The following is a 20,591-nucleotide window of genomic DNA, read 5'->3' as shown; positions in this document are numbered from 1 at the left end:
GATCAACCCGACGCTAGACGCCTTGTCCCGGTCCCGACAGTGGAAGCCGGGCACAGCTCACCCCCAGCTCCACCACGCACCGTGAACGCCCCAGGTGGCGGCGGGGTGAACGGTCGCTGCACGCGCCGTGGAGTGGCCGCGACGACCGCAGCGACCACCGGCGTGTCCCGGCCCGGCGTGCCCTCGACCCCGACCAGCGCCCGGGCCCCCTCGGTCAGGGTCGCGCCGCTGGTGACGACGTCGTCCACCAGGACCAGCCGACTGCCGGCGGACACCCCGGCCCACGCCCCGTGCCCGGCCGGCAGCACCCGGAACCGACCGGCCAGGTTGGCCCGCCGGGCGGCGGCGTCCAGGCCGGCGGAGTCCCGGGTCCGCCCGGCCCGCCCGCGCAGCCTCCCCAGCACCGGGGCGGTCCGAGCCGGCACCCCGGCTGCCCGCAGCTCGACCACGGCGCGGTCGGCCAGTTCCCGCACGTGGTCCCGGCCCCGCTGGCGCACCGCCGCCGCGGAACTCGGTACCGGCACGAGGACGACCGGTGCGGACGCCGGCCCCGCCGCACCGGCCAGCACGACGACGACCGCCAGTGCCAGCGCCGTGCCCAGCGGCCCGGCCAGCTCGGCGCGGCCGTGCTCCTTGAACGCCAGCACCGCCGGGCGGACCGGACCGGCGTAGGCACCCGCCGCCACAGTCGGCGGGAAGCCGGGCGGATGTCGCCGCGGCTCGGCCAGCCGGGGCCGGGTGAGCCGGCGACGGCAGGCCGGGCACAGGACGTCACCGGGCCGTGCGCAGCCGGCGCAGCTGCGCGGCAGCACCAGGTCGGCCAGCACCCGGCTCCCGGCCCGCAGCACCTCGGCGACACCGCCGTCCGCGTCCCGTCCCATGCCGGGAGCCTGCCCGTCCCGTGCCGCACCCCGGCCGCCCGGCGAGGAGCTGGGGACCCAGGGTGCGGATGGGGACGACGGCCGGCGCCGTCCGGTCACATCGGGTAGAAGGGCGCCCTTCCTGCCAGCGGCTCGGCACCCCGTACCGCGGTCACCCAGTTGCCCCCGGGCAGTTGCCACAGCGTGCCGCCGGCGCTGACCAACGGCTGACGCCCCGGCGCTGCCGCGACGGCGGTCGGCTGTGCGGGCAACCCCGCGGTGGTCAGCTCGGTGAGCCCCCAGCCGTCGACGCTCACCTCGTAGGGGACGGTGCGCCCGGTGCTCGGGTCACCGGCCAGCAGCAGCAGCGACCCGGCGTTCCGCCAGGCGACGTCCACCACCTGCCGGATCGACGGGGTCACCGAGCGCAGGTCCCGGACGCTGACCGCGTCCTCGGCCCGTACGACCGTCCCGACGTAGAGCTGGCCGCCCTCGGGGCCCTCGATCACCACGGCGGCCCGCAGTCCGTCCGGGGAGAGCTGGAACGTGGTCGCCCGGCCCAGACCGGGCAGCGTGGGGGCACTGACGGTCTGCGGCGCACCGCCGTCGGGCAGCCGGATCACCTCGGCACCGTCCCGGACGGTCCAGACCTCCGCCCGGGTGCCGGCCGTCGTCGGCTCGGTGAAGCTCGCGCCGGTCAGCGCGGGCACCAGCTCCCCGCCGTACTGGCCGGCGTACAGCGTGGCCGGCGCCCCCGACGGCGAGACCGAGGTGGACACCCCCACGGTCAGCCCGAGCGCGCTGGTCCGGCCGTCGACCGAGACCGCCGCCGAGTCGAGGCGGTACACGCCCTCGCCGGCGGGACCCGGCGCGGCGCTGCCGTCGGACGCGCGACGCAGCGCACCGTCGGCGACGTAGTGCCCGACGGCATCGGCCGGGACGACGTCCGGGTCGTACTGCTGCCAGTCGTCGACGCGCTGCTGTCCGGGCACGTCCGGCAGGCCGAGGTCCTGGCCGTCGCGCAGCACCTCGACCGAGGTGAGGTCCAGCTGGTCCAGGGACCAGACCAACTGCGCGGAGGCCGCCTGCAGGGTCGCGTCGTCGACGTCGGCGGGGAAGCTGAGGTCGACCGTCGCCGTCCGGCCGGAGGTGCTCACCGTGCTGCGCAGCTCCGCGCCGCTCAGCGGGTTGAGCACGCCGGCGGCGATCTGCGGGGACGGGCCGTCGAGCAGGCGCTCCACGAGCGTGTTCGGCTGGGCACCGCCCTCGACCAGGTAGCGGGGATCGGGCACCACCCGGGTGCCGGACTGGTCGAGGAAGTAGGCGTCGACGGGTTCGTAGGTGCGGGCGAAGTCCGGCTCGAGCATCAGCAGCCCGTCGGGTGGGTCGCTGATCCGCCACTCCCCCGACTCGTCGGTGAGCGTGAAGTCCCGGTTGTAGACCTCGCCGGTGCCGACCGTGAAGCTGCCGCGTTCATCGACTCTCCCCACCTCGGCTGCGGTGACCTCGACGACGCCGGGTTCGGTGCGCACCGGTGCGTAGTCGCCGCTGATGACGGTCAGCCCGTCGCTGTCCCGCCAGGTCTCGGCGGCCTCCTCGGTCAGGTACTGACGGGCCACCGGGTGGTTGCGGACGGTGCTGGCGTTGGCGTCGATGAACCCGCGGACGACCTCCTCCGGCGTCGCCCCCGGTACCGGCGCCGGCGGCTCGATGCCGACAGCGCCGGCCGGCGGAGCGGCCGCCTGGGTGATCCGCACCGTGGGGGAATCGCTGGGCACCGTGCTGCAGCCGGCCAGCAGGAGCGCGGCGAGCACCGCGACCAGCGGCGCGCGCCGGGCGGTGCTGCGCCCGGTCACGGTGCACCCCCGACGACGCGCGCCGGCGCCGGGCGCAGCGGGAGCGGTGAACTGGCCAGCCCGGCGCCGGCGGTCAGCGGCAGGGTGAGCCGGAACTGGGCGCCCTGCCCGGGCTGGCCCCACACCTGCAACCAGCCACCGTGCAGCCGGGCGTCCTCCAGGCTGATGGACAGACCGAGGCCGCTGCCGCCGACGGTGCGCATCCGCGAGGGGTCGGCGCGCCAGAACCGGTCGAACACGTGCTGGGCGGCGACCGGGTCCAGGCCGACACCGTGGTCGCGGACCGTGATCGCGGTCGCCGACCGGTTGGCCGCCAGGACGATCTCGACGGGCTGCCCCTGCCCGTGCTCGATCGCGTTGCCGATCAGGTTGCGCAGCACCCGCTCCACCCGTCGACCGTCCACCTCCGCGATCACCGGCGACGTCGGGACGGAGATCTGCAGCGCACAGCCGTGCCGCTCGGCGAGCGCGGACATGCCGCCGGCCACCCGCTCGACCAGCGGGCCGAGATCCTGCGCCTCCGCCTCGAGCGTCGCCGCACCGGCGTCGTAGCGGCTGATCTCCAGCAGGTCGGTCAGCAGGCCCTCGAACCGGTCGAGCTCGGCCCGCAGCAGCTCGGCGGAGCGGGCGACGGCCGGGTCGAAGTCCGCGCGCGCCTCGTGCAGCACGTCCGCCGCCATCTGCACCGTGGTCAGCGGCGTCCGCAGCTCGTGCGAGACGTCGGAGGTGAACCGCTGCTGCAGCTGCGAGAGCCCCTCCAGCTGGGTGATCTGCTTCTGCAGGCTCTCGGCCATGGCGTTGAAGCTGGTGGCCAGCCGCGCGAGGTCGTCCTCGCCGCGCACGGCCAGGCGCTCTTCCAGGTGCCCGGCCGCCAGCCGCTGGGCCCCTCCGGCGGCGCTGCGCACCGGGCCGACGACCAGCCGCGTCACCAGGACGCCGATGCCCACGACGAAGAGCACGAGCGCGGTCCCGCTGATCACCACGGTGCTGCGGATCAGCCCCAGGCTCTCCTGCTCCTGGTCCAGCGGGAAGGCGAAGTAGACCTCCACCCGGTCGCCGCTGCGGGCATCGGTGGGCACGGGCGCCCCGACCACGAGGGTGGGCACGGGCTCCCCCTGCCCACCGGGCACCGGGGCGTACTTGTAGGCCGGGGACCCGTCGGCCACCTCGGCGCGCAGGTCGGGAGGGAGGGCCGGGTAGATGTCCAGCCGGCTCCACGCCGGGCGTTCCTGGTCGCCCGAGCCGTAGACCATCACGACCTCGAAGTCACCGGCCGCACCACCGCGGGAGGTCAGCCCCTCGACCGTGCGGGCCAGCGTGGACCGGACGCTCGCCGAGTCACCGGTGGCGATGCCGCTGACCTCGGTCTGGGCGTACGCCACCCCGTTCAGCACCTGGTCGATGGCGGCGTCGCGCTTGACCCGGAGCAGCTGGTCGCTGATCTGGCTGAACAGCACCAGGCTCACGATCACCACGACGGTGCTGGCGACCAGCATGGTGATCGCGCCGATCCGCAGCTGCAGCGAGGACCGCCAGGCGTGCACCGCGCGGCGCAGGGCGCGCGCCCCGACCACCAGGGCGCGCCGCCGTGCCCGGCGCGCCCGGCGGCGCACCCGTGCCGCCGGCGGACGACGGTCGGGCCGGGGCCCGGGCGCGCGGACGGCGGCGGTGCCCGGTGCAGCCACGCCGGCCCGGTCGACGGCCGGCTCCCCGGTGTCGGTGCCCACGACCGGCGAGGTGCTCACGACCGGCGGGGTGCCCTGGTCACGGCGGGCCGGCCTTGTAGCCCACGCCGCGGACGGTGAGGACCACCTCGGGCTTCTCCGGGTCGCGCTCCACCTTCGCGCGCAGCCGCTGGACGTGCACGTTCACCAGCCGCGTGTCGGCGGCGTGCCGGTAGCCCCAGACCTGCTCGAGCAGCAGCTCGCGGGTGAAGACCTGACGGGGCTTGCGGGCGAGGGCCACCAGCAGGTCGAACTCCAGCGGGGTCAGCGCGATCGGCTCGTCGTCCCGGATGACCTGATGGGCCGGGACGTCGATCTGGACGTCGCCGATGGCCAGGGTCTCCGCCTGCCCGCTCTCCCCGCGGCGGAGCTGGGCACGCACCCGGGCGACCAGCTCGACCGGCTTGAACGGCTTGGTCACGTAGTCGTCGGCCCCGGCCTCCAGCCCCTGGACGACGTCGATGGTGTCGCCCTTGGCGGTCAGCATCACGATCGGCACGGCGGACTGGGTGCGGATGTCGGCGCAGATCTGCAGGCCGTTGCGGCCGGGCAGCATCAGGTCCAGCAGCACCAGGTCCGGGCGGACCTGCTGGAAGGTGGCCACGGCTCGGGCACCGTCGGAGACGAACGCCGGGTCGTAGCCCTCCCGGCGCAGCACGATGCCCAGCATCTCGGCGAGGGCGGCGTCGTCGTCGACGACGAGGACGCGGCCGCGGCTGGTCCCGGAAGTGGGAGCTGAAGGTGGCACGGCCCCATTCTGCGCGACGAAGTCCAGGAAGCGGTCCGCCCCGCCCGGGAGATCTCCCCGGACGGGGCGGAACGTGCAGATCAGAGCCGCAGGTGACCGTCCGAGGTCACCAGCCGCCGGCCCCCTTCCAGAGGCCCACCACGAGCTTGCGAGTGGTGGGGAGGGAAGGGGTCCTTTCTCAGTAGCGGTAGTGGTCGCTCTTGTACGGACCCTCGACCGGGACGCCGAGGTAGTCGGCCTGCACCTTGCTCAGCGTCGTGAGCTTCACCCCGAGGGCGTCCAGGTGCAGCCGGGCGACGTGCTCGTCCAGCTTCTTCGGCAGCACGGTGACGCCGGGGGTCTGGCCCTCGTAGGCGGCCCGGTTGCCCCACAGCTCGATCTGGGCCAGCGTCTGGTTGGAGAACGACGCGCTCATCACGAAACTGGGGTGGCCGGTGGCGTTGCCCAGGTTCAGCAGCCGGCCCTCGGAGAGCACGATGATCGTGTGGCCGTCGGCGAACCGCCACTCGTCGACCTGCGGCTTGATCGTCGTCCGCACCACGCCGGGCGTGCGGGCCAGGCCGGCCATGTCGATCTCGTTGTCGAAGTGGCCGATGTTGCCGATGATCGCCTGGTGCTTGGTCGAGGCCAGCTGCTCGGCGGAGATGATGTCCTTGTTGCCGGTGGTGGTGATGACGATGTCGGCCTTGCCGATGACCTCGTCCAGCGTGGTCACCTCGTAGCCGTGCATCGCCGCCTGCAGGGCGTTGATCGGGTCGATCTCGGTGACGATGACCCGGGCGCCCTGGCCGCGCAGCGACTCCGCGCAGCCCTTGCCGACGTCGCCGTAGCCGCAGACGACGGCGACCTTGCCGCCGATCATCACGTCGGTGGCGCGGTTGAGGCCGTCGATCAGCGAGTGCCGGCAGCCGTAGAGGTTGTCGAACTTGCTCTTGGTGACCGAGTCGTTGACGTTGATCGCCGGGAAGAGCAGCCGGCCCTCGCGGGCGAGCTCGTACAGCCGCAGCACACCGGTGGTGGTCTCCTCGGTGACGCCCTTGATGGCCGCACCGATGCGGGTCCAGCGCTGGTCGTCCTCGGTCAGGCTGGTGCGCAGCGCGTCGAGGATGACGCCGTACTCCTCGGAGTCGGCCTCGGTGGTGTCCGGGACGACGCCGTCGGCCTCGAAGCGGGTGCCCAGGTGGACCAGCAGCGTCGCGTCGCCGCCGTCGTCGAGCAGCATGTTCGGCCCGATGATCGTACCGTCGGCGTCGGTGAACTCGAAGAGCCGCTGGGTGCACCACCAGTACTCCGGCAGCGTCTCGCCCTTCCAGGCGAAGACCGGCACGCCGGTCGGCTCCTCGGGGGTGCCGTCGCCGACGACGATCGCGGCGGCCGCGTGGTCCTGGGTGGAGAAGATGTTGCAGCTGACCCAGCGGACGTCGGCGCCGAGGGCGACCAGCGTCTCGATCAGCACGGCGGTCTGGATGGTCATGTGCAGCGAGCCGGCGATGCGGGCCCCGGCCAGCGGCTGGGCGTCCCCGTACTCGGCGCGCAGCGCCATCAGGCCGGGCATCTCGTGCTCGGCGAGGCTGATCTCCTTGCGGCCGAAGCCGTGCAGGGAGAGGTCGGCGACCTTGAAGTCGCCGTCGGTCAGGGTGCGGGTGCCAGTGCTGGCGGTCATGTCGCTCCAGTGTCCGGCCCTGCCCGGGGTGGGCGGGCTCTGTCGGTCGCTGTGGTCCCCGCTCGTGCGGGGCGAGCGAGCATGCCGAGGCTTCGGCGGGGCTCGTGCCGTCGTCCAGGGTACCGCCGCGAGCGCGGGATCGTGCTGGAACGACCCCACTGCAGGGGGTAGGAGGGTCCTTCGTCAGCGCAGCGCGGTGGTGGCGCGGTAGAGCACCGCGGGCCCGCGGGCGGTGACCGCCTGCCCGGCCGGTACGAACACCGACTCCCCCTGCCGCACCGTCAGGTCGCCGTCCGTGCCGGTGAGCACCGCGTCGCCCTCCGCGCACAGGACCACCTGCGGCCCCGCCGTGGTGAGCACCCCCGGGTCGACGTCGACCTGCACCCGGGTCAGGTCGAAGTCGTCGACCGGCGTCGGGTAGCGCAGCCCGCCGGGGCCCAGCACCGGGTGGATCACCGGCACCCTGCCGTCGGTGAAGTCCAGCACCTCGATCAGCGCTGCGAGGTCGACGTGCTTGCTCGTGAGCCCGCCGCGCAGCACGTTGTCCGAGCTCGCCATGACCTCGATCCCGGCCCCGCACAGGTAGGCGTGCAGGTTGCCGGCCGGCAGGAAGACCGCCTCCCCCGGAGCGATCCGGAGGTGGTTGCACATCAGCGAGATCACCACGCCGGGGTCACCGGGGTAGGTGCCGGCGAGCGTCGCGGCCCAGCGATAGGTGTTGATGAACTCGGGGTCGTGCGCGGCGACGAAGGACGCCGCCCGGGCCGCGACGGCGCGGACCAGCGACTCGCGCCGGCGCTTCGACAGGGCCAGCAACTGGGGGATGGCGGCCCGCAGTCCACCGCGGGCCAGGGCCGCGATGGTCGGCATCAGCTCCGGCAGCTGGAGCTTCGCCAGACAGTGCAGCGACTCCTCCACCGGGCGGAACCCGCACAGCGCCTCGACCGGGGTGATCGCGAGCAGGATCTCCGGCTTGTGGAAGGGGTCCTTGAAGGTGCGCGTGGGGTCGTCGTGCGGGATGCCCGCGGCCTCCTCGGCGGCGAACCCCGTCTCGGCCTGCTGGGTGGTCGGGTGCGCCTGCAGCGACAGCGGCTTGTCCGCCGCGAGCACCTTCATCAGGAACGGCAGCCGGTCACCGAACCGCTCGCGGACCGTCGGGCCGAGCAGTCCTGCGGGGTCGGCAGCGATCGCCTCGGTCAGGGTCCGGCCGTCGGAGAGCACGCTGGGCGCGTCGGGGTGCGCCCCCATCCACAGCTCGGCGTACGGCTGGTCAGCCGGCGAGGGGAGCCCGAGCAGCTGCGGGATGACCGTGCGACTGCCCCACGGGTAGTGCCGCACCGGACTGCTGAGCTGCCACATCGGGGCTGAGGTTACCGGCGGGGACGTCACGGGACAGACGTCGGATCGGCCCGGCCCGTGCTGGAGCCCACGGGGACGGCGCTCACCCGCGCGGGGCAGTCGGGTCGCCGGCCGCTCCACGGCCGATCGACCGACGGTTCCGGCCGGTCACGGGTGCAGTGCCCGCTCGTGGTCCAGGGCCAGCGCCAGGTAGACGGCGCTGAAGTCGGCGACGGCCAGCTGCCGGGCGAGCCGCGCCAGCCGGGGGTGGCGTTCCGGCTCGGCGTGCTCGGCCAGCGCGCTGACCGGGACGTTGTGCGCTGCGGCGGTGCGGAGCACCTCGGCCATGGCCTCGCCGGCCGAGCGCGGGTCCCGCTCGCCGCCGTCGTGCTCGCCGGCGTCCGCGTCGCGGATGGTGATCAGCCGGAGCCGGCGGCCGGCGTCGTCGGCCCGGTCCCGGAAGAAGTCGTCCTGGCCCTCAGCGGGGGCCAGCGGCCCGCCGAGGACCGTGCGGGCAGCGACCCGCTGGTCGGGCAGCCGGAAACCGGTCACCGGGAGCCCGGCCAGCGTGGCCAGCTGGTCGGCGACGCGGCCGGCGGCGGCCCCGGCCAGCGGCCCCTCGGCGACGATCACCGGCAGCGCGTCCAGCAGCTCCAGCGCCAGCGTCTTCGCCGGGTTCACGAACGACTCACGCGCCGGGCCGCACTCCGCCGCCGCCTCGTCCAGCGCGGCGGCGACCAGTTCGGTGTCGGCGGCGTCCTGCGCGACCAGCCCGAGCTCGGCGGCGAGCAGCAGCATGGGGGTGAGCAGGGACCAGAGTGCGGTGTGCTGCACCCGGGACGCCGGCAGCGGCACGTACGGCGCCCGGGCGCTGGCGCACGCCGCGTGCAGCGGCGCGTCCTCCGCGCCGATGCCGACCAGCACGACACCGCGCCGCGCGGCCTCGTAGGCCGGGGTGACCGCGTACCGACCGGCGCCGGTGCGGGTCGCCACCACCGCGATGTCCGAGGGGCCCATCCAGACCGGCAGGTCCGGGCCGGGGACGACGTCCACGGTCACCGGGCTGGCCGGGCCGAGCAGCGCCCGCAGCACCGACGCCGCGACCGCTCCCTCGCGCCGGCCGACGATCACCAGCCCCCGCGGGCGGCCCCCCGAGGTCGCCCGCTGGAGCCCGGCCTCCCGGGTCAGCTGGGTGGTCTCCCGCACCTGGGCGCCGGCACCGGCCACCGCCGGCAGCAGTCCCCGCGGGTCGCGGGCACGCAGCAGGTCGAGGTCGTCGAGGACCTCCTCGGCGAGCTCGGGCGAGGTCATGCGCGGCGCTGCCGGGCCTCGTCGAGCAGCAGCACCGGGATGCCGTCACGCACCGGGAAGGCCCGGGAGCAGGTCGGGCAGACCAGCTCGCTCGCCTCGACGTCGACGGTCAGCGCCGTGTGGTGGGTGTCCGGGCAGGCCAGGATCTCCAGGAGGGCCGGTTCGATGCCCAGCGTCTGGTCGGTGGCGCCTGCCGGCGTGTCGTCGCTCATGCCCGCACCATCTCCAGTACCTCGTCGCGCAGTTCGGCCATCCGCGCCGCATCGGCTGCCTCGACGTTGAGGCGCAGCAGCGGTTCGGTGTTGCTGGCCCGCAGGTTGAACCACGACCCGTCGGGCAGGGAGACGGTGAGGCCGTCGAGGTCGTCGATGGTGACGCCGTCCCGCTCACCGTAGGTCTCCCGGACCGCCGCCACCCGCCCGGCCTGGTCCTCGACGGTGGAGTTGACCTCACCGGAGGCCGCGTAGCGCTCGTAGGCGGCGGTGAGCTCCGACAGCGGGCGGGACTGCTCGCCGAGCGCGGCCAGCACGTGCATCGCGGCCAGCATGCCGGTGTCGGCCCGCCAGAAGTCGCGGAAGTAGTAGTGCGCCGAGTGCTCGCCCCCGAAGACGGCGTCGGTGCGGGCCATCTCCTCCTTGATGAAGGAGTGCCCGACCCGGGTGCGCACCGGCTCCCCGCCGTGCTCGCGCACGATCTCCGGCACCGCCCGGGAGGTGATCAGGTTGTGGATGATGACCGTCCCGGTGCCCTTGGCGAGCTCGCGGACGGCGACCAGCCCGGTGATCGCCGACGGGCTCACCGGCTCGCCGCGCTCGTCGACGATGAAGCAGCGGTCGGCGTCCCCGTCGAAGGCCAGCCCGATGTCGGCGCCGTGCTCGCGGACCCCCGCCTGCAGGTCGACCAGGTTGGCCGGGTCCAGCGGGTTGGCCTCGTGGTTGGGGAACGAGCCGTCCAGCTCGAAGTACATCGGCACGATGTCCAGCGGCAGGCCGGAGAGCACGACCGGCACGGTGTGCCCGCCCATCCCGTTGCCGGCGTCGACCACGACCTTCAGCGGCCGGATGCCGGAGAGGTCGACCAGGTCCCGCAGGTAGGCGGCGTACTCCACGGCGACGTCACGGGTGGTGACCGTGCCCACCCGGCCGGGATCACGGTCGAACACCGCTGCCCCCTCCAGGAGCTGCTCGGCCCACTCCCGGACCTGCACCAGCCCGGAGTCCTGGCCGATCGGCGCGGCCCCCGCCCGGCACATCTTGATCCCGTTGTACTGCGCCGGGTTGTGGCTGGCGGTGAACATCGCACCCGGCATCTCCAGCGAACCGGCGGCGAAGTACAGCATGTCGGTGGAGCCCAGACCTGCCTCGACGACGTCGACCCCACGGGACAGCACGCCCTCGGCGAAGGCCCGGGAGAGCGGGACCGAGGAGTCGCGCATGTCGTGGGCGGTGACGACCGAGGTGGCCCCCGTCTCGGCGTGCACGAACTCGGCGAAGGCGGTCCCGATGGCGCGGGCGACGGTCTCGTCCCACTGATCCGGGACGACTCCGCGCACGTCGTAGGCCTTGATGATCGACGTCAGGTCTGCCACGGCGCTGACCCTATAAGGGCCCCACTGCCCCCCACCGCTCGCAGGCTCGCGACGGGACCCTGCAGTGCGGCCGCCTGCGGCTAGGGGAGGTTGGGGAGGACGCGCAGGTGGCCGCGGCGGGTGCCGCTGCCGTCGTCGGCCGGGTCGCGCGGGGGCTCCGGGCGCGCGGCCTCGCGGACCGCGTCGGCGAGCGCGAGCAGGTCGTCGCCGGTCGGGCCGGCGTCATCGGCGTCGATCTCGTGGCGGACGACCTCCCAGCCCCGCGGCACGGTGAGCCGCTCGGCGTGGAACTCGCACAGGTCGTAGCTGTGCGGCTCCGAGTAGGTCGCCAACGGGCCGACGACGGCCGTGGACTCCGCGTACACGTAGGTCAAGGTGGCTGCCGCCGGTTGCGCGCAGCCGCTGCGCGAACAGCGACGTGACTGCCTCACCACCGGTTCCTCACGCCGGGCACACTATCCGCAGCCGGCGTCGTCTGGGGAGCAGGCGCACCGGATCGCGCACGTCCATCCCCTCCCCTCCGTCCAGGCACACCCGACCCAGCCGCCCCTGCCGCACGACCTGGGAGAGAGCATGACGACCGGCCCCGACACGGTGCTGCTGCTCGGCGGGCGCAGCGAGATCGGCCTGGAGCTGGCCGAACGGCTGGTGCGCGACGGCGCCCGGCGGGTGCAGCTGGCCGCCCGACGCAGCGACGAGCTCGAGGTCGAGGAGGGGCGGCTGCGGGCGGCCGGCGCGACGTCGGTGCAGCGGCTGGAGTTCGACGCCGACGACCTGGCCGGCCACGAGCAGCTGCTGGCCACCGCCCTGGACCCGGCCGGCGGCACGGACCCCAGGACCACGGTCGCGGTGCTCGCCTTCGGGGTGCTCGGCGACCAGGCCCGCGCCGAGGTCGACGCGGCCCACGCCCTGGCCGTCGTCTCCACCGACTACCTGGCCCAGGTCTCCGTGCTCACCCACCTGGCCAGGCTGATGCGTGCCGCAGGTGGAGGGCACATCGTCGTCTTCTCCTCGGTCGCCGGGGTCCGGGTGCGCCGGGCCAACTACGTCTACGGCTCGGCGAAGGCAGGCCTCGACGGCTTCGCCAGCGGCCTGACCGACGCCCTGCACGGTTCCGGGGTCCGGCTGCTGCTCGTCCGGCCGGGGTTCGTGGTCGGGCGCATGACCACCGGCATGTCCCCGGCCCCGCTGTCCAGCACGCCCGCCCAGGTCGCCGCAGCCGTGGCCGACGCACTGCGCCGGGACCGGTCCGTGGTCTGGGTACCGGGCACCCTGCGGGTGCTCGCGGCGGTCCTGCGACTCCTGCCTCGCCCCCTCTGGCGCCGCATGCCCCGGTGATCCGGCGCGGCCGGGGCACCGGCAGGCCGTAGGCTCCTGCCGCGATGGACCGCCTCCCTGCCCGTGCCCGGCGCGACCGTCATGGCCGCGGCCTGCGCGGTCGTCTCGTGCCGCCGACGGTGCCGCTCTCCCGGAGCCGCGCCGAGCAGTTCGACGACCTGGTCCTCGACGCGGTCGAGGACCTGGAGCGCCGCTGGGAGCGCGAGCTCGCCGGCGTCGAGTTCGCCGTCGAGGACGTCCCCTGGGTCGACCACACCAGCCCGGACGACGTGGTGCTGGACGCCGACGTGCTGGAGGACGGCAGCGTCCCGCTGGCCCGGGTGCTGCCCGCGCACCGGGAGGGCGGGCAGGAGCACCCGGCCCGGATCGTGGTCTACCGCCGTCCGCTGGAGATCCGCGCCGCCGACCGCGACGACCTCGCCGACCTGGTGCGGGACGTCGTCGTGGACCAGGTGGCGGTGCTGCTGGGCCGGGACCCTGAGGAGATCGACCCCGCCGGTTGACCGGGTCGCACCCGGCCCCTTTGCCATGCTGGGGGCCGAGATGAGCGCAGCGAACCAGCAGTCCGGCCCGCGCGGTGTCCGGCGGGCAGCCGTCACCGGGGTCCTCGCCGTCCTGGTCGTCCTCGCCGCCGGCCTGGTGCTGCTCGCCCTCCAGCCCCGGACGACGACGGCCACCGCGACCCTGACCGTGACCCCCCGCACCGAGGCCGGCGCGGACGCCGCCCTGCTGCTGGCCGACCGGTACACCGCGCTCGCCGGGTCGGCCGACGTCCTGGACGCGGCGCAGGCGGACGAGCCGGCGCTGGCCGACGTGTCGCTCACCGAGCTCCAGGAGGGCATCGAGGCCGGGCGGCCGCCCGGCACCGCCACCGTCGTGGTGCAGGTGACGCTGCCCGACCGGGACGCGGCCGTGACCGCCGCCAACGCGGTGGTCGGCCGGCTCGTCGAGGCGGGCGCCGACGAGCAGCTCGTGGACGTCGACCCGGGTCGGGAGGCCTCGCCCGCCCGCGCCACCGGCTCGTCGGCCACGGCCCGGTGGGTGGTCGTCTCGGTGCTGCTGGCCCTCGCCGCCGGGCTGTGCGCCGCGCTGGCCTCGATCCTGCTGACCAGGGGGCGGGCTGCCGGGCGGGCGACCGGGAGCCCGGACGCCGAGGGCCACGCCGAGGCCCGCGTCGAGGCGCTCGACGACCTGCCCGGCTTCCTGGCGGACCCGCCCGGCTCCCCCGCACCCGTGCCGCCGCGGACCAGCCGGACGGGGGCGACAGCCGTCCCGGTCGGGACACCCGGCGGCGCCGTCTCCCGCACGACCGCGTCCGTCGCCACCCTGACGGCCGCAGCGCTGCTGGTCCTCGCGGCGGTGGCGGTCGGCGCCCCCACCGGCCGGGCCGGGGACGACACCCTGGCCGCCCCGCCGGCCGGCACCACACCCTCCGCCGCGCCCGTCCCCAACCCCACGGCGCCGGACCCGGACGTCACAGCGCCGATCACGCCGGCCGCCGGGACGGGCGCCGGCGCCCTCGCGTTCCGATCGGTGCCGCTGGGCGCGGACGGGCTCGCGGCCACGGCGAGCTTCGGCGGCGTGCTGCTGGAGGAGCGGGCCGTGGGGCTGACCGTCACCTACCCCGACGTCAGCCTCACCACCGACGGCCGACGCGCCCTGGCGCACGTCCGGCTGCCCACCTACAACTGCCTGACCACCGAGCCGCCCGCCGACCCGGTGGCCGCCGGCTGCATCCGGTCGATCACCGAGTACGCCGACCTGGCCAGCCCGGAGCTGCAGGTCACCCGGGACGGCGACCGCATCGAGCTGGCCGGCCTCTTCCCCACCTACACGCGCCCGAACGGCAGCGCGCCCAGCTACACCGGGCGGGCGTACCAGCTGGCGGCCTCGATCGCCCCCGACGGCCCGCGCCGGGACGGCACCACCCCGGCGACCGGGGTCGTGCGGATCGGGCTGGACAGCGCGACCACCGCACCCGAGCGTGGGGTCAGCCGGCTGCAGCACCCCGGCTGAGCGCGCCCCGGCGGCCCAGCTGGGTGAGGCCGGCGGCAGCGGTCAACGTGCCCGAGGGTGCACCGAGCTCGCGGCGCAGGCCCCCGATCTCGCTGGTCCCCCACCACGGCCAGCGCTCCTCGCCGGCGGCCCCGCGATCGAGCAGGGTGAGCAGCAGGGCCCGCGGCCCGTCGTCCGCCGGGACGACGGCGACCTCCAGCTCACCGATCGCGGCGTGCAGCCGGGCCGCGGCGCGCACGAACGTCCGCTGGGCGGGAGGCAGCTGCGCGAGCACGGCCGGCAGCCAGCGCTCGACCTCGCCCGGGTCCCGGCTGCGGGAGACGTCGGCGACGCTGTCCAGCTCGTCGATCAGCCGGCGGCTGCGCGTGGTGGCCAGCTGGGCGTCCGGCAGCCCGGCGGCGAGGTGCCGCACCGTCGGGTCGCCGAGCGGCAGCCCGGCCAGCCGGAGGGTCCACGGGCCACGGACCTGGTCCAGCAGCCCGATCACCCCCGCGGCGAGGCGTTCGGCGACGTCGTCGTCCTGCGCGGGGAACCGGGACTGTGGCCGCCCGGGCGGCAGCGGACCGGGCTCGGCGCCGAGCAGGCCGACCACGGTGCCGACGCCGCGGCGCCGGAACGACAACAGGGCCGCCCCGGCGGGACGGCTGTGGGCGTCCCGCTCCACCACCACCGCGTGCGGACGGACCCGACCGAAGGGCCGGCCGGCCTGCGCGTTCAGCGCGGCGGTGAGCCACGGCCCGCGAGCCGGGAGGGGTACGGCGCGTTCGGCCAGGAGGGGCGCAGCGGCGCGGACCTCGCGGACCACGGCGGCGCGGCCGTCGACGACCCGGGTGTGCACGGGTTCCAGTCGACCACACGGGGCCCGACGTGGAGAGCTGGGGAGTGGCCGGGCGATCAGCTCGAGGGAGGGCCTCGCCGGGCTGCTCGTCGGCGCGTCGTTGCGCCGACCGTGCGGGAGGAGAGCGGGTGGTGCAGTGGTGCGGGTGGGTCCTTCGTCAGCCGGCCTGGCGGCGGAGGCGGCGACGCTCGCGCTCGGAGAGCCCGCCCCAGATGCCGAAGCGCTCGTCCATGGTCAGGGCGTACTCCAGGCACTCGGCGCGCACCTCGCAGCCGGTGCAGATCCGCTTCGCCTCCCGGGTCGAGCCGCCCTTCTCCGGGAAGAACGCCTCCGGGTCGGTCTCGGCGCACAGGGCGCGCTCCTGCCAGCTCTGGTCCTCGACGTCCGCGCCCGGGAGGCCGGCGTCGAAGACGTCGGCCATGCCCAGCACGTCCCGCCCGTAGGAGGCCGGTGCGGCCCCTGCTGTGGAGCTCTCGTGCTCGCTCAACCACGACACCTCGGCCATCACGTTGCGTCCCCTCTCGCTCCGTCACGACGCCTGCTCCTGGGCGGTTCCCAGTCGCCAGCGCCTGATGACGACATCGGAATTACACGCGTGTCGTTGAGTCGAGGTCAAGTCGGGCCGGTGTATCGCGACGCCACACGGACCACACCGATCACAACTCGTCCGTGGGTCGTCACAGACCACCCCGACACGCCGCGCCCAGGAACACCATCTGCCATCGAGACCGAGCGGTTTCGTAGAGATCGTCCGGGGCCGACCCGGGTCCGCCGTGGAGTTCTGCCGATCAGGCACCATGGTCGGGTGCACATCGTCGTACTCGCCGGCGGGGTCGGCGGCGCCCGCTTCCTGCGCGGCGTCCTCGCCGCGGCCCCCGGCGCCGAGGTGACCGCCGTGGTCAACACCGGGGACGACGTGACCCTGCACGGGTTGCGGATCTGCCCCGACCTGGACACCGTCATGTACACGCTCGGTGACGGGATCGACGACGAACGTGGCTGGGGCCGTCGCAGCGAGAGCTGGACGGTCAAGGACGAACTGGCCGCCTACGGTGCCGAACCGACCTGGTTCGGCCTCGGCGACCGCGACCTCGCGACCCATCTGGTGCGCACCCGGATGCTCGACGCGGGCTACCCCCTCTCCGACGTCACCGCCGCGCTCGCCCAGCGCTGGCAGCCCGGGGTGCGGCTGCTGCCGATGAGCGACCAGCGGGTCGAGACGCACGTCGTGGTGACCGACCCCGACACCGGCCGCCCCCGGGCCATCCACTTCCAGGAGTGGTGGATCCGGCACCGGGCGGCCCTGGACGCCAGCAGCTTCGTCCAGGTGGGGGTGGACGACGCCCGGCCCGGCCCCGGCGTCGTCGAGGCCCTGACCACCGCCGACGCGGTGCTGTTCGCGCCGTCCAACCCGGTCGTCTCGATCGGCACCGTGCTGGGGGTGCCCGGCATCCGCGATGCCGTCCGGGGGGCTACCGGACGGGTGGTCGGCATCTCTCCCATCGTCGACGGCGCCGCGCTGCGCGGCATGGCCGACCGCTGCCTGCCCGTGGTCGGCGTCGAGGTCAGTGCGGAGGGCGTCGGCCGGCACTACGGCGCCCGGTCCGCCGACGGCCTGCTGGACGCCTGGCTGGTGCACACCGGCGACCAGGCCACCGTGCCCGGCGTCGACGTGCGCGCCGTCCCACTGCTGATGAGCTCACCCGAGGCGACCCGGGCGCTGGCCCGGGCCGCGCTGGACGCCGCAGGCGTCCCGACCACCCCGTGACCGGGCCCGGCCTCCCCCCGGGGATCTCCGTGCACCCGGTGCCCGGCCTCCCCGAGTTCGCGCCGGGCGACGACCTGGCCGCCGCGATCGCCGGGGCGGCGCCGTGGCTGGCCGACGACGACGTCGTGGTGGTGACCTCCAAGGTCGTCTCCAAGGTGGAGGGCAACCTGGTCCGGGTCGAGCCCGACACCGACCGGGAGACCGCCCGGCAGCAGGCCGTCGACGCCGAGACCGTCCGGGTCGTCGCCCGCCGCGGGCCGCTGCGGATCGTCGAGACCCGGCACGGCTGGGTGGTCGCCGCAGCGGGGATCGACGCCTCGAACGTCGCCGCCGACGCGCTGGTCCTGCTGCCCGAGGACGCCGACGCCTCCGCCCGGCGGTTGCGCGACCGGCTGCACGGGCTGCTCGGGGTGACCGTCGCCGTCGTGGTCAGCGACACCTTCGGCCGCCCGTGGCGGGACGGCGTCACCGACGTGGCGATCGGTGCGGCCGGGCTGCCGGCGCTGGTCGACCACCGGGGTGCGGTCGACCCGCACGGCAACCGGCTCGAGACCACCCAGGTCGCGGTGGTCGACGAGCTGGCCGCAGCGGGCGACCTGGTGAAGGGCAAGCTCGAGGGCGTCCCGGTGGCCGTCGTCCGGGGTCTGCGGTTCGGCCCACCGGAGCCCGACACCGGCACCCGTCCGCTGGTCCGGCTGGGTGCCGGCGACCTGTTCCCCACCGGCACCCGGGACCTGGTCGGCAGCCGTCGCACCGCCACCACGCTCACCCGCCGGGACGGCGCCCTGGCCGCGGTCACCGAGGCCTTCCGGACCGCCGTGGCGGCGCTGCCGGAGTTCCCGGTGGTCTTCCGCTACGGCAGCGAGGAGGGCAGCGAGGAGGGCGGCGGCGGGGACGTCGTCGACGTCCACCTGGCCGACCCGATCACCCCGGTCACCTCGCTGTCCCTCGGCGCGGTCGTCGGTGCCGCACTGGTCCAGCTGCAGGCCGACGGCTGGGCGACCCGCTGGGAGCCGGCCGGCACCTTCGGCGGTGCGTCGCTCGCCGGCCGGCTGTGGCTGGGCGCAGACGCCGGCTGACGCCCGGGGCAGGTCGGGCCGGGCACGAGCCACTCGGCTAGCGTCGAGCCGTGCAGATCCGTGAGCTCGCCGTCCCTGACAGCTACGTGCTGGACCTCGTCCCGCACGGTGACAGCCGCGGCCGGTTCACCGAGTGGTACCGCGCCGACGTGCTCGCCGCCGAGACCGGGTTCGGGCTCACCCTGGCGCAGGCCAACCACAGCGTCTCCGCCCGCGGCGTGCTGCGGGGCGTCCACTTCGCGCTGGTCCCCCCGGGGCAGGCCAAGTACGTCTACTGCCCGGCCGGCAAGGTGCTCGACGTGATCGTCGACATCCGGGTCGACTCGCCCACCTTCGGCGTGCACGACTCCGTGCTGCTGGACAGCGAGCAGCCGCGCGCGGTGTACCTGGCCGAGGGCCTGGGCCACGCGTTCGTGTCGCTGGCCGACCACAGCTCGGTGACCTACCTGGTCTCCAGCGGCTACTCCCCCGGTCGCGAGTTCGGGATCAACCCGATGGACCCCGCACTCGACCTGCCCTGGCCCACCGACGTCGAGTTCGAGCTGTCGGGCAAGGACACGGCCGCCCCCACGCTGGCCGAGGCCCGCGAGCAGGGCCTGCTGCCGACCATGGCCCAGTGCACGGCGCGGTACGCCGAGCTGCGCGCCCGCTGACCCGCCCCGACCACCGGCTCCCCCGTTGACCACGCAGACGACCCCGACCAGCGCCGACGCCACCACCCCCGTGCACGACCCGCGAGCGCGGTTCCGCAACCGGGTCGAGCTGGCCCTCCTCGGTCTCGTGGTGCTCGCCCTGGCCCTCCTGAGCTGGCGGCGACGCTGGACCTCCGACGACGCGTTCATCAACTTCCGCGTCGTGGAGAACCTCCTCGCCGGCAACGGCCCGGTGTACAACGCCGGGGAACGGGTGGAGGTGGCCACGAGCTCGCTGTGGCTGGCGGTGCTCACCGTGGCCGAGGCCCTGGTACCAGGGAACGCCGTCGCCTGGATCTCCGTCGTGCTCGGGATCGTCGCCACCCTGGTCGGCGTGGTGCTGGCGTCGCTCGGGAGCCGCCGGCTGTACGGCGGCGTCGCGCGGTGGCTGGCCGTCCCCTGCGGGGCCGTGGTCGTGGCCGCACTCCCCCCCTTCTGGGACTTCGCCAGCTCCGGCCTGGAGACCGGCTTGTCCTTCTGCTGGCTCGGAGCCTCCTTCGCCGCCCTGGTCCACGTGGCCCGTCGGGAGCCCGTGGACCAGCGTCGGACGCTGGTCGTGGCCGTCCTGCTGGGGTTGGGCCCCCTCGTCCGCCCGGACCTCGCGCTGATCAGCGCGCTGCTCATCCTCTGGCTGCTCAGCGTCCCGGGCAGTTGGCCGGCGCGCGCAGCACGGGTCGCGGCAGCCGGCGCCCTCCCGGTGGCCGTGGAGGTGTTCCGAGCGGGGTACTACGGGCTCCTGGTGCCGAACACGGCCGTGGCGAAGGAGTCCAGCCGGGCGGTGTGGGGCCGCGGTGCCGACTACCTGGCCGACCTGATCGGACCGCACCTGCTGTGGCTCCCCCTCGCGCTCGTCCTCGCAGTGCTCGCCCTCCTGGCCCCGCGCGCCGGCTGGCGGCCCCGCGAGTGGTCCCTGGTCGCCGTCGTCCTGGTCGCCGCTCTGCTCCACGCTGCCTACGTGGTGCGCGTGGGCGGGGACTTCATGCACGGTCGACTGCTCCTGCCGAGCCTGTTCCTGGTGCTCTGCCCGGTCATGGTCGTCCCGGTGCCCGCGCTGCGCCTCCGGGGGATCGCGGTGAGCGCGGTCCTCACGGTGCTGGCCGTGTGGGCTGCAGCGTCCGTGGTGGTGCTCCGTGCGGACTACCCGGAGGGCATGAGCTCGGCAGGCATCACCGACGAACGCCGCTACTGGGCCGAGCTGGCCGGCCGGGAGAACCCGGTGACCCTGGAGGACCACGGCGCGCAGAGCGTCATCCCCTACAGCGATCAGGTGGCTGCGCTGCACGAGCAGGGTGCCGACCTGGTCGTCGCACAGCCGCCCGTGGTGACCCCGGACTCCGGGGTGGCACGCATCGCGCCGTCCGCCGGCGGTGTGGTGTTCGGCGTGGGCAACGCGGGCTTCTACGGAGTGGCGCCCGGGCTCGAGGTCCGGGTCGTGGACGGGCTGGGGCTCACCGACCCCATCGGCTCGCACATGGAGGCACCTCCGCCCGGCCGCGCCGGGCACGAGAAGTCGTTCCCCGCGGAGTGGTTCATGGCGCGGTACGGCGCTCCTGAGCTCGCCGAGGAGGCCACGGCGGGTCTGCCCGCTCCCGCCGACGTGGCAGCTGCCCGGGCCACCCTCGACTGTGGCCCGGTGCGTGAGCTGCTCGAGGCCACCAACGCGCCGCTGACCTGGGGACGTTTCTGGGACAACCTCACCGGGGCTCCGTCCCGCACCTCGCTGCGGATCCCGGCCGACCCGGCCGAGGCGCAGGCCCAGTTCTGCTGAGGCC

19 protein-coding genes are annotated in these 20,591 nt (G+C 74.9%); 7 read left to right on the top strand and 12 right to left on the bottom strand.

All coding sequences use genetic code 11. The features are described from left to right. Window positions 1-2: 2 nt before the first annotated feature. The 10 genes from O2W53_RS18535 to O2W53_RS18490 form a co-directional block, all read right to left on the bottom strand. Window positions 3-881, bottom strand: a complete 879-nt coding sequence (locus O2W53_RS18535; RefSeq protein WP_269164549.1) for a ComF family protein — start codon at window positions 879-881, stop codon at window positions 3-5. Window positions 882-976: 95 nt separating this feature from the next. Next, entirely contained in the window at window positions 977-2,716 is a 1,740-nt protein-coding gene (locus O2W53_RS18530; protein ID WP_269164548.1) for an LpqB family beta-propeller domain-containing protein, read from the bottom strand. Beyond that, window positions 2,713-4,461 (bottom strand): MtrAB system histidine kinase MtrB, encoded by a 1,749-nt coding sequence (gene mtrB / locus O2W53_RS18525; RefSeq protein ID WP_269164547.1) that lies wholly within the window; start codon window positions 4,459-4,461, stop codon window positions 2,713-2,715. The genes O2W53_RS18530 and mtrB overlap by 4 nt, the downstream gene beginning before the upstream one ends. Window positions 4,462-4,480: 19 nt before the next feature. After that, on the bottom strand, window positions 4,481-5,188 hold the full coding sequence (gene mtrA, locus O2W53_RS18520) for an MtrAB system response regulator MtrA (RefSeq protein WP_269164546.1): 708 nt from the start codon (window positions 5,186-5,188) through the stop codon (window positions 4,481-4,483). Between the two features lie 178 nt (window positions 5,189-5,366). Next, window positions 5,367-6,851 (bottom strand): adenosylhomocysteinase, encoded by a 1,485-nt coding sequence (gene ahcY / locus O2W53_RS18515; protein ID WP_269164545.1) that lies wholly within the window; start codon window positions 6,849-6,851, stop codon window positions 5,367-5,369. A 183-nt stretch (window positions 6,852-7,034) separates the two neighbouring features. Further along, a complete protein-coding gene (gene manA / locus O2W53_RS18510; protein WP_269164544.1) occupies window positions 7,035-8,210 on the bottom strand; it encodes a mannose-6-phosphate isomerase, class I in 1,176 nt (391 codons plus the stop codon). Between the two features lie 147 nt (window positions 8,211-8,357). Further along, window positions 8,358-9,500, bottom strand: coding sequence for an SIS domain-containing protein (locus O2W53_RS18505; RefSeq protein WP_269164543.1), 1,143 nt, complete (start codon window positions 9,498-9,500; stop codon window positions 8,358-8,360). Further along, window positions 9,497-9,712: a Trm112 family protein gene (locus O2W53_RS18500; protein WP_269164542.1), complete on the bottom strand. Its 216-nt coding sequence runs from the start codon at window positions 9,710-9,712 to the stop codon at window positions 9,497-9,499. The genes O2W53_RS18505 and O2W53_RS18500 overlap by 4 nt, the downstream gene beginning before the upstream one ends. Beyond that, window positions 9,709-11,088: a phosphomannomutase/phosphoglucomutase gene (locus O2W53_RS18495; protein WP_269164541.1), complete on the bottom strand. Its 1,380-nt coding sequence runs from the start codon at window positions 11,086-11,088 to the stop codon at window positions 9,709-9,711. Before O2W53_RS18495 ends, O2W53_RS18500 begins: the two co-directional genes overlap by 4 nt. Window positions 11,089-11,168: 80 nt before the next feature. Then, complete coding sequence (locus O2W53_RS18490) at window positions 11,169-11,519, bottom strand: DUF3499 domain-containing protein (RefSeq protein ID WP_036333830.1); 351 nt, start codon at window positions 11,517-11,519, stop codon at window positions 11,169-11,171. 142 nt (window positions 11,520-11,661) lie between these two features. On the opposite strand from O2W53_RS18490, the gene O2W53_RS18485 reads away from it, so the two are divergent. From O2W53_RS18485 to O2W53_RS18475, 3 genes are read left to right on the top strand one after another with little or no spacing between them, the layout of a single operon-like run. Then, the gene (locus tag O2W53_RS18485) at window positions 11,662-12,426 is read left to right on the top strand and encodes an SDR family NAD(P)-dependent oxidoreductase (protein ID WP_269164540.1); all 765 of its coding nucleotides are present in this window, start codon (window positions 11,662-11,664) and stop codon (window positions 12,424-12,426) included. Between the two features lie 44 nt (window positions 12,427-12,470). Then, window positions 12,471-12,929 carry a metallopeptidase family protein gene (locus tag O2W53_RS18480; protein WP_036333828.1) on the top strand — a complete coding sequence of 153 codons (459 nt, stop codon included), beginning with the start codon at window positions 12,471-12,473 and terminating at the stop codon, window positions 12,927-12,929. Between the two features lie 40 nt (window positions 12,930-12,969). Continuing rightward, window positions 12,970-14,442, top strand: coding sequence for a hypothetical protein (locus O2W53_RS18475; protein ID WP_269164539.1), 1,473 nt, complete (start codon window positions 12,970-12,972; stop codon window positions 14,440-14,442). Here O2W53_RS18475 and O2W53_RS18470 read toward each other — a convergent pair. Continuing rightward, window positions 14,417-15,280, bottom strand: a complete 864-nt coding sequence (locus O2W53_RS18470) for a hypothetical protein (RefSeq protein ID WP_269164538.1) — start codon at window positions 15,278-15,280, stop codon at window positions 14,417-14,419. The genes O2W53_RS18475 and O2W53_RS18470 overlap by 26 nt on opposite strands. 157 nt (window positions 15,281-15,437) lie before the next feature. After that, on the bottom strand, window positions 15,438-15,701 hold the full coding sequence (locus O2W53_RS18465) for a WhiB family transcriptional regulator (RefSeq protein ID WP_269164735.1): 264 nt from the start codon (window positions 15,699-15,701) through the stop codon (window positions 15,438-15,440). A 384-nt stretch (window positions 15,702-16,085) separates the two neighbouring features. Here O2W53_RS18465 and cofD point away from each other — a divergent pair, with 384 nt between their 5' ends. The 4 genes from cofD to O2W53_RS18445 are packed head-to-tail and all read left to right on the top strand — an operon-like array spanning window position 16,086 to window position 20,587. After that, complete coding sequence (gene cofD / locus O2W53_RS18460; RefSeq protein ID WP_269164537.1) at window positions 16,086-17,048, top strand: 2-phospho-L-lactate transferase; 963 nt, start codon at window positions 16,086-16,088, stop codon at window positions 17,046-17,048. Then, window positions 17,045-18,127: a coenzyme F420-0:L-glutamate ligase gene (locus O2W53_RS18455; RefSeq protein WP_269164536.1), complete on the top strand. Its 1,083-nt coding sequence runs from the start codon at window positions 17,045-17,047 to the stop codon at window positions 18,125-18,127. The genes cofD and O2W53_RS18455 overlap by 4 nt, the downstream gene beginning before the upstream one ends. A 50-nt stretch (window positions 18,128-18,177) precedes the next feature. Beyond that, entirely contained in the window at window positions 18,178-18,780 is a 603-nt protein-coding gene (locus tag O2W53_RS18450; RefSeq protein ID WP_269164535.1) for a dTDP-4-dehydrorhamnose 3,5-epimerase family protein, read from the top strand. 25 nt (window positions 18,781-18,805) lie between these two features. Next, a complete protein-coding gene (locus tag O2W53_RS18445; protein WP_269164534.1) occupies window positions 18,806-20,587 on the top strand; it encodes a hypothetical protein in 1,782 nt (593 codons plus the stop codon). The last annotated feature ends 4 nt before the right edge of the window (window positions 20,588-20,591 follow it).

The sequence above is a fragment of the Modestobacter sp. VKM Ac-2978 genome, from assembly GCF_026968025.1.
Classification (GTDB): domain Bacteria; phylum Actinomycetota; class Actinomycetes; order Mycobacteriales; family Geodermatophilaceae; genus Modestobacter.
This window is presented reverse-complemented; position numbering and strand designations above follow the sequence as displayed.